Origin of the sequence: Flavobacterium araucananum (genome assembly GCF_002222055.1) — a bacterium.
Taxonomy (GTDB): Bacteria; Bacteroidota; Bacteroidia; order Flavobacteriales; family Flavobacteriaceae; genus Flavobacterium; species Flavobacterium araucananum.
Genome location: NZ_MUGS01000004.1, coordinates 309367 through 322775, shown reverse-complemented (window position 1 = coordinate 322775; position 13409 = coordinate 309367). Strand labels below are relative to the sequence as shown.

General features: G+C 34.7%; 3 protein-coding genes. All 3 read right to left on the bottom strand.

Translation table 11 applies throughout. The features are described 5' to 3' along the window. Positions 1 to 55: 55 nt before the first annotated feature. The gene (locus B0A64_RS03850) at positions 56 to 8776 is read right to left on the bottom strand and encodes a non-ribosomal peptide synthetase (RefSeq protein WP_089478225.1); all 8721 of its coding nucleotides are present in this window, start codon (positions 8774 to 8776) and stop codon (positions 56 to 58) included. Positions 8777 to 10825: 2049 nt separating this feature from the next. Next, complete coding sequence (locus B0A64_RS03845) at positions 10826 to 12763, bottom strand: alpha/beta fold hydrolase (protein WP_089478224.1); 1938 nt, start codon at positions 12761 to 12763, stop codon at positions 10826 to 10828. 7 nt (positions 12764 to 12770) lie between these two features. Beyond that, a complete protein-coding gene (locus tag B0A64_RS03840; protein WP_089478223.1) occupies positions 12771 to 13409 on the bottom strand; it encodes a 4'-phosphopantetheinyl transferase family protein in 639 nt (212 codons plus the stop codon).

Sequence of the window (13409 nt, the reverse complement as noted above, 5' to 3'; positions counted from 1 at the left end):
TCTCTATGAATCTTAACCTAATTATGTTGGTTTTTCAACTATTTTAAAAAGGATATCAGATAGAAAATATTTCTACATCAATATCATTTTCATCCTGGTTCATTTCAGTATTATAAGCCGTATAAATATTTTCTATTAACAGCGCCTGATCTTCTAATACGATATTTTGAAACAAATCATTTATAGAAACTTTTATTTCAAATTCTTTGTAGATAAGGCTAATAAGCTTCATTGCTTTTAGGCTATGTCCTCCCAGTTCAAAAAAATTATCGTACACGCCTATGGTTTCTACTCCTAAAACTTCCTGCCATATTTCGATCAATTTTTCTTCGGTTTCGTTTCGGGGACCAGTATATTCCTTTTTTATAATGTCGTTTCCTGAAACATCCGGCAGTGCTTTTCTGTCAATTTTTCCGTTAGGCGTTAAAGGAAAATTATCGAGTGTTATATAAAAACCCGGAATCATATAATTGGGTAGTTTCCCCAGTAGAAAATGTTTAAGTTGCTGCGTATCTACAGCTACATTTGAAACGAGGTAAGCCGCCAGAAACTGATCAGAATTGATCTCTTTTAGTTCTACAACAACTTGTTTAATATCTCCGGAAAACTGAGCTATTACGGTTTCTATTTCTCCTAACTCTATTCGATATCCGCGTAGTTTTACCTGCTGGTCTTTTCGTCCCAGAAATTCGATCGTACCATTAGGCAACCATCTGCCTAAATCTCCTGTATCGTACATCAGGGAATCTTTGCTGTAAGGATTGGCGATAAATTTTTCTGCCGTAAGCTCCGGTTTGTTTAGATAGCCTCTGGTAACTCCGGCTCCGGCTATAAATATTTTTCCGGTAGCCCCAATTGCCAATGGCTGCAATGCCTGGTTTAGAATATAAACCTGTGTATTTGCAATGGGTCTGCCTATCGAGAAATCTTCCTCTTTATGATACAATAATTCGATCGCCGTTACGGTAGTTTCCGTTGGACCATATTCATTGTAAAAATCGCAATACGTACTCCAGCTATTTGCCAGTTCTACAGGACAAACATCACCTCCGGAAATAACACGCTTTAAAAATGGGAATTTCTGAGGTTCTATATTTTCTAATAAAGAAGGTACAGCGTGCAGGTGCGTAATATTTTGTATGGCAATAAATTCTTCCAGCTTTTTGCCATTTAGTAATGTCTCATTATTAGGGATACTTAATGCAGCTCCGTTTAAAAGAGCTAAAAATATTTGCTCTACAGATGCATCAAAAGAAATATTAGAAAACTGTAGTATATTTTCTGTATCTCTAATACCAAAAACAAAAGACTGATGTGATATTAAATTAATCACATTGGTATGTTCTACCATCACTCCTTTTGGATTGCCGGTTGTACCCGAAGTATAAATTACATAAGCTAAACTACCTGGCACATTAATTTTTTGAATATTATTTGCGGAGTACTTTTCCTGAATTTCGATAAAGGATTCGAATAGAGCTGCATCAATAATGACCTTACTATTACTGTCTTTCTCGATATAAGCGATTCTTTCCAGCGGATAATTAACATCTATTGGTATATAGGCTGCTCCTGATTTTAACACACCCAAAATAGCAACAATCATGCTCTCGCTTCTGTCCAGTTTTATGCCTATTAAATCATCTGGTTTTATGCTGTAGTTTGCTCTTAAATAATGTGCTAATCGATTGGCTTTTTTATTTAGATCTGTATAATTCAATACGGTTTCTTCGAATAAAACAGACTTATTATCAGGCGTTTTAGTTACCTGTTCTTCAAATAAATCTACAATCGTTTTGTCGCTTGGATAAATAACTTTGGTCGCATTAAAATCGACTCGTATTTTTTGTTTTTCATCCTCGCTTAAATACGCTGTTTTTTGTACCGCTATTTCTGGCTGCGCTATAGATACAGTAAGTAATTTTTCGAAATGCGAAAACATTCTTTCGATCAAATACGCATCATATATATCTGTATTGTACTCCACTTTTAAGTCTAATCCTGTATTTTCTACAAAGGTGAAACTAAGATCAAACTGAGATGATTTTCTTGAAAATTGATAATTGCGAACTTCAAGATTGGTTAATTCTTTGGTACCAGGATTATTCAACTGTGTCTGGTTTTGCAGTACAACCAAAACATCAAATAAAGCCGAACGGCTACTATCTCTTTTTAAGTTTAGTTTGCCTACCAACTCATCAAACGGATAGTTCTGATGTTCGAAAGCATCTACTAACGTTTCTTTCTGCTTTTTTAGCAAATCTGCAAAATTGATATTTTCTTCGAATAGGGTACGAATCGCCAATGTATTAAGATACAAACCTATCTGATTCTCTAAATCAGGATGTTCTCTGCCTGCAATTGGTGTTCCTACTATAATATCACTCTGACCTGTGTACAAATGCAATAATGCATTGATACCTGTCATTAAAGTCATAAATAAGGTTACATCCTGTTCTTTTGAAAATGTTTTTAGTTTTTCTAAAAAATCAGATGAAAATTGATGCGTTATATTATTACCGTTATGGGTTTGTATTAACGGACGTTTTTTGAAACTTGGCAAATCCAGAACAGGCAATTCTCCCGCAAACTGTTGCAACCAATATTGCGCTGATTTCTGGTGTTTTTCTTGCTGAAGGTCTTTATTTAACCATACGGCATAATCTTTATACTGAATGTTTAATGCCGGCAAATTAATTTCTTTGCCTTGCATTAAGGCATTATAAATTCTTGTAACCTCGGCTATTAATACCTCTACAGACCAGCCGTCGCCAATAATATGATGCAGGGATAAGAAAAACAGATAGTCGTTTTGGTCTAATTTTATGACCGAAGCTTTGATTAAAGGTGCTTGCTCTAAATCGAAAATTTCGTTATTTTTTTGTTCTAAATAAGCAGCAATATGTTGCTCTTTATCTGTTATTGCAGTAAAATCTTTTTCTGTAATTTTAAATTTTACCTGATCGATCCCAACAATAAATTGGCTCACTTCTCCATCTTCATTCGTTCTAAAAGAGGTTCTCAATATTTCGTGACGCGCTATCAATTGAATAAATGCCTGATTGAATTTTACAATATCAATAATCCCTTTCAGCTCTACAGCTGCAGGCATATTATAGATAGTTTCGCCACCTTCTAACTGACTTAAAACCCATAATCTGTTTTGGGAAGGCGTTAGAGGATAAAATTCTGACTCCGGCGCTCGTTCTATAGCGCTATAACTATTTTCTTGTAATTGTTTGCTGAGTCCTTCGATTGTTGGACTGATAAAAAATGTTTTAAAAGAGATTGTTTGCCCTAATTGTTTGTGAATTCTATTAATGACCTGACCTAATAATAAACTATGACCTCCTAATTCAAAAAAGTTATCCGTAATTCCGATCTGGTCAATTGCTAATACTTCTTTCCATATTGCTGCCAGTTTCTCTTCGGTTGCATTTCTTGGAGCGCTGTATTCTTTTTGCAATAAATCCTCTCCTTTTATGACAGGCAAAGCTTTACGATCTACTTTTCCGTTTGAGGTAAGCGGGATAGCTTCTAGTGCTGTATAAAAAACCGGAACCATATATTCTGGTAATTTACTTTGCAAATAATATCGTAATTCTGCTTTATCAATAGCACTAGTGGCAACCAGATAAGCGATTAATACTTTTTCCTGATTGACTTCTTTTGCTTCGACAACTACTTTTTCGATCGTATCAGAATATTGTGCAATTGCGGTTTCGATCTCTCCAAGTTCAATTCTAAAGCCTCTTATTTTTACCTGATGGTCAATTCGTCCCACATACTCAATATCGCCGTCAGGCAACCATCTTCCTAAATCTCCTGTTTTATACATCAATTCGCCTTCGACAAACGGACTTGGTATAAACTTTTCTGAAGTTAGATCCGGACGGTTCAGGTATCCTCTTGCTAATCCGGATCCTGTAATATGCAATTCTCCAAAAACACCTATAGAAACAATATTTTTATTTGGATCAAGAATATAACAGCCCAAAGTTGGAATTGGTTTTCCAATATTCGATTGTTCAGATGCGATTTCATTTGATCCTATTTCTTTGTAAGTCACGTGTACGGTAGTTTCTGTAATACCGTACATGTTGATTAATTTTGTATCGGGATATTTTTTGTGCCAGTCTCCTAATAAAGAAGGATTTAATGCTTCTCCTCCAAAAATTACATAGCGCAGTTTATAGTCTTTCTTTGCTTCTGTTTTTTCGTACTGAATTAGATTATAAAACGACGAAGGTGTCTGATTTAATACTGTTACAGACTGATCGTACAGCAATTCTAAAAATGCAGGTGTGTTCTGAGCGATAATTTTGGGAACTACTACTAATTTCCCTCCAAACAATAAGGCTCCGTTAATTTCCCAAACCGAAAAATCGAAAGCATAAGAATGAAACATTGTCCAGACATCCTTTTCATCAAAATCAAATAAGGGTTTGTCTGTAAAAAATAAGCGTACTACATTTTTATGTTCCAGCAATGTACCTTTAGGATTTCCAGTGGTTCCTGAAGTATAGATAACGTAGGCTAAATTCTCCGGCGAATTTATTTTCTCCGGATTTACTTTAGAATATTGGTCTTGCTGTTTGTAAAACAATTCGAGTTCCTGTTCGTCAATAACAAACTTGCTCTTACTGTCTTTTTCTATATATTCGATTCTTTCCTGCGGATAACCGGGATCGATAGGCACATAAGCTCCTCCTGACTTTAAGATGGCAAAAATAGAAACAATCATTTTTTCGCTTCGTTCCAGTTTAATACCTATTAAATCATCTGGCTGTACCTTATTATTTTGTCTGATATAATGCCCTAACTGATTCGCTTTCTCGTTTAGTTGACTATAAGTAAGCACTTTATCCTCAAAAACGACGGCTATATTATGCGGTGTTCTGGCAACTTGCTCTTCAAATAAATCAATGATTGTTTTATCTGTTGGATAATTTACTGCCGTATCACTAAATGTTTTTAATAATTGGTATTCTTCGGCTATTGTCAGGTACTCTATGGCATGCAATACCGTCTCTGGTTTTGCCACAGCTGCCGTAATAAGATTCTCAAAATGCGCAAACATTCTTTCGATCAAATACGAATCGTAGGTATCAGAATTATAGTCGATTACCAAACTTAATCCTTCGTTTTCGATAAAAGTGAAACTTAAATCCAGTTTAGAAGTCTTGCTTTTAAACTCGTATGGACTTATTGCCAGATTAGAAAGTGCTTCTTTCTCTATATTATTTAATTGTCCCTGGCTTTGCAAAACCACCATGACATCAAATAAAGCAGAGCGACTGGTGTCACGTTTTAAATTAAGTTTACCCACCAAGGCATCAAAAGGATAATTTTGATGTTCGTAGGCTTCTAACAACGTTTCTTTTTGGGCAATAAGAAGAGCTGCAAAGCTATGGTTCTCGTTAAATTTTGTGCGGATCGCAAGTGTGTTAAGATACAACCCTAACTGATTCTCTAAATCCGGATGCTCTCTTCCTGCAATTGGTGTTCCTAAAATAATATCATCCTGACCGGTATAAGTATAAAGCAAGGTGTTTATTCCTGCCATTAAAGTCATAAAAAGGGTAACGTCCTGCTGTATCGAAAATGCTTTTAATTGCTCTAAAAATGTTTCCGAAAATTCGTGTCTTTTCTGATCACCATTATAGGTTTGAACCAAGGGACGCGTTTTGAAACTTGGTAAGTTTAAAACCGGTATTTCTCCTGAAAATTGTTCCAGCCAATATTGTTCTGATTCTTGTTGTTTTTGTTGTTGTATGGCAGTATTAAGCCACAAAGCATAATCCTTGTACTGAATCTTTAATACCGGCAAATCGATATTTTTTCCTTGTATTAAGGCGTTATAGGTTTTTATAACTTCAGAAATTAACAACTCCATCGACCAGCCATCGCCAATAATATGGTGCAATGACAAGAAAAACACCTGTTCCTGATTCTTTAATTTTAATAAAGAAGCTCGTAAAAGTGGTGCTTTTTCCAGATCAAAAGTTACCTTATTTCTGTGGTACAAATAATTTTGAACTTCGTCTTCCTGATTTTCCGCCAAAGTAAAATCTTCGTACAAAATTTTGAAATTAACCTCTTCGGCAGGCAATACATATTGCTGCACTTCTCCGGTTGCATTTGTTTTAAAACAGGTTCTTAAAATTTCGTGACGTTCTATTAATAAGGCAAAAGATTCTTCGAACTTTTTGCTGTCAAGATCTCCCGTTAACTTTACTGTAGCAGGCATATTATAAGCCAATGATCCACCTTCCAGCTGACTCAAAATCCATAATCGGTTTTGTGATGCCGTTAGCGGATAAGACCCTGCGTTGGCTCCTTTCTCGATTGCTGTATAATTATTGTCTTTTAAGTGTGTGCTTATTTTTTCGACAGTAGCATTAGAAAAAAATGTTTTAAAAGAAACTGTTTTCCCTAATTCTTGGTTTATTCTATTGATTACCTGCCCTACAATTAAGCTATGTCCGCCTAATTCAAAAAAATCATCTGTAATACCAATTTTTCTAACATCCAAAACTTGTTGCCAGATTGCTACCAGATCTTCTTCGGTTTTATTGCGTGGCGCAACATATATTTTTCTAATACTATCAGCGCCAGAAATTGCAGGCAATGATTTTTTATCTATTTTGCCATTAGGAGTCAACGGCAATTTTTCTAGTGGTACATAAAAACCGGGAACCATATAATCCGGTAATCTGTTTTGCAAAAAAGTGCGCAAATCTGCTTTATCAACAAGGTTTGTTCCCACAAAATAAGCAACAAGTGTTTTCTCGTTATTGTGCTCTTTTATGTCTGCCACGACTTGTTTTATAGCTTTTGAATATTGTAAAATCGTATTCTCGATTTCGCCCAGTTCAATTCTAAATCCGCGTAATTTTATCTGCTCGTCTTTTCGTCCTAAAAACTCGATCGTGCCATTTGCCAACCAACGACCTAAATCGCCTGTATCGTACAGTAGCGCTCCTTCTATAAACGGATTTGCAATAAATTTTTCGTTGGTAAGGGCTGTTTTATTGAGATAACCTCTTGCTAATCCTGCTCCCGAAACATATATTTTTCCTGAAACTCCTACAGGCAATAGTTGCAAATCCTGATCTAAAATATAAACCCTGGTGTTTGCAATGGGTTTGCCTATTGAGATCATAGATTTGTCGAAATCGTCTTTGGTAACTTTATAAATAGACACACAAACCGTGCATTCTGTAGGACCATAAGCGTTATAATAGTCAATACCAAGTGCTGTAACGCTAAATGCTTTTGCAGGATTGGCAGACTCTCCGGCAGTTATAATACATCTTAATCCTAAAATATCCTCATCTGACAATAAGGCTAAATAACTTGGCGGAAAAGTGACTACCGTTGCTTGTGTCTCTTTCAAAAAGACCTTAAACAGTTCTTTGTCTTTAATAACATCTTCGGCAGGAATACATAATGCGGCCCCACTTATCAAAGCCATTAAAATCTCTGATATAGAGGCATCAAAAGAAACAGAAGCAAACCATATAATTTTGTCTTTTTCTGTAATTTCAAAAGATCGAATCTGATCCAGAAACATGTTTATCGTACTCTGATGCTCTACCATTACTCCTTTTGGCAATCCTGTAGAACCAGAAGTGTAAATGATGTACGCTAAATCTTTTGGCGAAATAGCGGTATCAATATTAGTCCAATTATTATCGTCCAGTTCTATTGAATCTATAGATATTAAATCGCAATTATTAACATTCAAAGTAGTTGTATCAGCAGTAATTAGCAATTTTAAACCGCTGTCTTGTATCAAATAATTGATTCTTTCGACAGGATAATTAGCATCAATAGGCAAATACACTGCTCCTATCTTTAAAATCGCCAATAAAGAAACGATTCCCATTTCTGACTTTGACAAAAGCACACCCACTATATCTCCTTTGGTTATATGATGTTGTGCAGCAATGTACTTCGCGAACTGATTTGCTTTTTTGTTTAACTCTAAGTAAGTTATTTCTTTGCCATCGAGCGCAACAGCTATATTCTGTGGTGTTTTTGATACCTGGTCTTCAAACAAATCAACAATCGTTTTATCTGTTGGAAATGCAATATTAGTAGCATTAAAATCAACCAATAGCTGATTCTTTTCTTCCTGAGATAATAATTGATATTCTGATAAGTTTGCATTTAAGTTATCTTCCAGATGTGCTATAAAATTTTTAAAATGATGAACCAGATATTGGGCTATATTATTTTTTACAAACCCTTCGAGATAGGAAGCCTTAATATGTATATTACCGGAATCATTGATCGTTACATCCAGCAAAATGCCATTGCAGCTTAATGCCAAGCCGGAATTAAAACGTAAGCCATAATTTGAAAACAGGCTTAAATCCTGAATTTCTGTTGGCTCATAATCCTCATTTTCTAATGTTTCGAGGATTTCACTTTTTACTTTTTGAAGGTATTCTTTAAAAGACAGTTTGAGATCTGTAGATAATGACAATAATAACGGATTCGCCTGATCATATCCGGAGGCAATACTCCCATCAAAATCATTCGCTAATCGCCTAAGCAAAAAGGAGTAAACAGCGCTAATAACCGTGTATTGTGCTACTGTATTTTTATTGGTGATTTTATTAAAATAATCTAGTGCTGTTGCATCAATAAAAACGTCTTCAAGATTTATTTGAAATTGATCTGATCCATTAAAAGATATTTTATTTAATGTTTTCTTTTTCCAATATTTTGAGATAAAATTATTACTTCGAAATTCGCTTCTACTCATAAACCTTAAAATTTCTTTTTGATGACAGACAGTTTTTTCTTTTATACTACTTTTTATAAAAATCAGCTTTTTTCAGGTTTTTGTTTTCTATTCGATAGGATTACAATCCTGTTTTAAAGACAACAAAAGTTTATGAAGAATCATCAAAATAATAATTTTGCTCATCGACAAGAAAAGTTGATTTTGAGCTAAATTAAGTACAGCATACCTCTAAAAATTACGGACTTTTCAGAGAAAAATTACGGATTAGAAATAAGGGATTTAGCACCTTGATAAACAAACGATTAAGAGGTGTATTATATATCGTTCCTATGGAACTTTATGTTGATTTTCTTTTTAAACCAACGGATTAAAATCCGTTGCTACAAGATAGATCATTCCTACGGAATTTTTTAAGAGCCTTTGGCTCGGATTATTTTGTAGGGACGGATTTTAATCCGTCCAAAACGATCCAAATATCCAAATATCTCGTTTAACGGTTTCACGTGAAGGATAGAAGCAAAAAGGAAAATTAAAAAACCTTTTGTCAAGTTTTCATTCATTTTGTAACGCCTAATATATGGCGTTCCTATGGAACTTTATGTTGATTTTCTTTTTAAACCAACGGATTAAAATCCGTTGCTACAAGATAGATCATTCCTACGGAATTTTTTCAGAGCCTTCGGCTCGGATTATTTTGTAGGGACGGATTTTAATCCGTCCAAAACGATCCAAATATCCAAATATCTCGTTTTACGGTTTCGCGTGAGGGATAGAAGCAAAAAGGAAAATTAAAAAACCTTTTGTCAAGTTTTCATTCATTTTGTAACGCCTAATATATATATACATCGTTCCTATGGAACTTTATGTTGATCTTCTTTTTAAACCAACGGATTAAAATCCGTTGCTACAAGATAGATCATTCCTACGGAATTTTTTCAGAGCCTTCGGCTCGGATTATTTTGTAGGGACGGATTTTAATCCGTCCAAAACGATCCAAATATCCAAATATCTCGTTTTACGGTTTCGCGTGAGGGATAGAAGCAAAAAGAAAAAATTAAAAAACCTTTTGTCAAGTTTTCATTCATTTTGTAACGCCTAATATATGGCGTTCCTATGGAACTTTATGTTGATCGTCTTTTTAAACCAACGGATTAAAATCCGTTGCTACAAGATAGATCATTCCTACGGAATTTTTTAAGAGCCTTCGGCTTGGATTATTTTGTAGGGACGGATTTTAATCCGTCCCTCATTTAGTAACGCCTAATATATGTCGTTCCTATGGAACTTTATGTTGATTTTATTTTCAATCACCGGATTAAAATCCGTTGCTACAAGATAGCTCGTTCCTACGGAATTTTTTAAGAGCCTTCGGCTTGGATTATTTTGTAGGGACGGATTTTAATCCGTCCAAAACGATCCAAATATCCAAATATCTCGTTTAACGGTTTCACGTGAAGGATAGAAGCAAAAAGGAAAATTAAAAAACTTTTGTCAAGTTTTCATTCATTTTGTAACGCTTAATATATGGCGTTCCTATGGAACTTTATGTTGATTTTCTTTTTAAACCAACGGATTAAAATCCGTTGCTACAAGATAGATCATTCCTACGGAATTTTTTCAGAGCCTTCGGCTTGGATTATTTTGTAGGGACGGATTTTAATCCGTCCAAAACGATCCAAATATCCAAATATCTCGTTTAACGGTTTCGCGTGAAGGATAGAAGCAAAAAGGAAAATTAAAAAACTTTTGTCAAGTTTTCATTCATTTTGTAACGCCTAATATATGGCGTTCCTATGGAACTTTATGTTGATTTTCTTTTTAAACCAACGGATTAAAATCCGTTGCTACAAGATAGATCATACCTACGGAATTTTTTCAGAGCCTTCGGCTCGGATTATTTTGTAGGGACGGATTTTAATCCGTCCTTATGTAGTAACAGAACCTATAAGATATTAAAGCATCAAAATAAGACAGGATTTGAGAGTGAGGATTTCAGCATAATTCAAAAAAAAACCATTCGCCTCGGCGAATGGTTTTTTGTAGTTGCTGGCTAAATTCTAAAAGTTTCTAGAACAAAAAACCCCAATATTGAAAGTAAACTCCAATTAAAACAAGCGAGAATAAAATCGCCGCTGTAACACTTGCATTAGAGATTGATTTAATAGTAAACAAAAAGTAAATTATAGCAAGTACCGTTATTGCAACAAAGATCCATTGCAGCGTAAACAAATAACCAAACTGATTTGGTAAACCAAAAGCAAGAATATAAAAATTACCCTGAGCTGTACTGTTTAAAGCCAATGCCAACTGAACAAAGATAAACAGACATACTATTGAGGCTATTATCAATAAAATTTTAATGATCTTATTTGGTAACGTTTCTTTTCTTCTTATTAACACATAGATGAAACTAAAAATGGCAACCAGCATGATCGTAACAGCAATAAATAGGGGAGCAAAAAACAATAAATTAAATTCGTTTAAGCTGTTTCCAAAATTGGCTACACCACCATTTATAGTTACGTCTGAAACAAAATGAACTTTAGTTTCTGACTCTAATTCTTTGGCATTTGGGGTTTTTCCCGGATTTTGTATAAACTGATCTACAATTTGAATTCCTGCATTCGAGAAACCCGGTACATGCCCTGATATTGGTGCTTTGATCAGATAACCGTTTTTAAATTTATCTACTGTTAGTTTTCCGTTTGTAGAGGGTGTAATTGGATCAAAACCACCGGAGAATACTAATACCGGTGCCGTTAGCGTCGATAAGTTTGATAAATCGTTTATAACTGCCGGAGACTTTTTGTTGTCTGAATTCCATTTATCGCAAACTAAAAAGTCTGATCTGTAAAACGACAATCCTCCCAGTAATTTTTTATATTTTTGGGCATCTTTATCAAAAGCTGTAATCGAATTGTTTGGTAATGCTTCATTGCAACTCACACAATAATATTGTCCGTAATCTAACCCTAACGCACCGGAAAAAGCAGCAACAAGTGAGCTCAACGTACTTTTATTTCCTTTGTTAAATTCATAAATCAACATTGGGATAACCTCTATCAACTGGCTGTTGTATAAGCCTTGCTGAATAGCGATTTTAAAATCTTCGGCATTATAAGTAAATTTCCCTTTTGGGATAATATTTTTATCTACTGCTACGGTTACGGGATTTTTGGTTAGTTTTTCGATTGTTTCGTAATAAACTTTTTCTAATTCCGGAAATTGTTTATTGCAATTTGGATCATTTTTGCAATCCTCAAAAATCTTGTTTAAGCTGTGCACATAATTAGAGGCATTGGCATTATAATACTGTGCTATATCTGAAATCGAAGAGTCAAGAATCAATGACTTTATATCTTGCGGAAAATCATTTGCATAAACCTGAGCGGTATAAGTTCCGTAAGAAACACCGTAAACATTCCAATTTGTATATTTTAATTCTTTTTTCAGTGCATTCAAATCCTGTGCAATAGCTTTGCTATTGTAGGCATTGATATCAATTCCTTTGCTTATTAATTCTTGTTTACACGCTACTGCAGCAATTGTTTTTTGTTGTTCATCCTGCGTTTTACTTTGGTTTTCGGCCAGGATTTCTAAGAATTTTTTTCCTAAGTCCGGACAAAATTTAGGAAACGAATATCCTGTTCCGCGAACATCTACAACTACAATATCACTGTTTTTTCGTATGGGGTGTCCAAGCCATCTCCATAATCCGTTAAGACCTCCTGCACCCGGACCTCCCTCTATATAAACGGTAGCATTTGAATTTGGATTTTTTGATGTGCTCTTTACAACTGCTACGGCAATTTTAATTTTTTTACTCGCCGGATTACTCCAATCCTCTGGTACTGACAAGTAATAAAAGTCTATTTTCTCTTTTTTTAAATCTTCCCAATTTGGAAAAAAAGTACTTGTTTTCTCTAATTTAAAAGAATTTGTCTGCGAAAACAAACAGGTCGGTAGCAGACACAGCAGTAGAAATAAGCGTATTAAATTTTTCATTTTTTTATTAATTAATTAGAATTTCTTTTATTAAAATTTCATCAATAGCAATGCTTTGCGAAATGTAACATTTGTACTCCTCGTTTATTTCTATCTCTTTCAGATAAAAATCTTCACCATCAATCATCGTTTTGTTATCTAAAACCTCAAATGATTTTAGGGGCAATGTTAATCCGTGCCCGTGTGCTTTTATTACGGCCTCTTTTTGGGTCCAATATTCAAAAAAAGAGGTTCGTTTGTTTTCAGACTCTACAACCCTGCTCCATTCATCAGCCGTCATTTGCGGTTTAAAATCGGCTAGATCAATCGCTGTCATTTTCTCGATATCAATTCCTATTTCAGATTTTTTGCTTACGGCACAAATGACAAAATCTCCGGAATGCGAAATATTAAAAAACACCGCCTTTGTTTTTAAAAAAGGTTTCCCAAACTTATTGTACTCCAGATTATTTATTTCGGCACCGCAAATTCCGTATTCTTCAAAGGCCTTTAGCAACATAAGCCTGCCTAACAAGGAGAGCTGACTGTCTTGCCATCTCCGATATCTTAAAATTTTTTTCTGAAAATCCTGGTCAAAATCATTCAGGTATTGTTTTACGATACTGTCATGGGCATCCTCAGAAATTTTTGAATATAACAACAGCAT

Excerpts from the sequence above, each read along its gene's own strand:
- B0A64_RS03850 (WP_089478225.1), bottom strand. The coding sequence starts at position 8,776 with ATGAGTAGAAGCGAATTTCGAAGTAATAATTTTATCTCAAAATATTGG.
- B0A64_RS03840 (WP_089478223.1), bottom strand. The coding sequence starts at position 13,409 with ATGCTGTTGTTATATTCAAAAATTTCTGAGGATGCCCATGACAGTATC.
- B0A64_RS03845 (WP_089478224.1), bottom strand. The coding sequence starts at position 12,763 with ATGAAAAATTTAATACGCTTATTTCTACTGCTGTGTCTGCTACCGACC.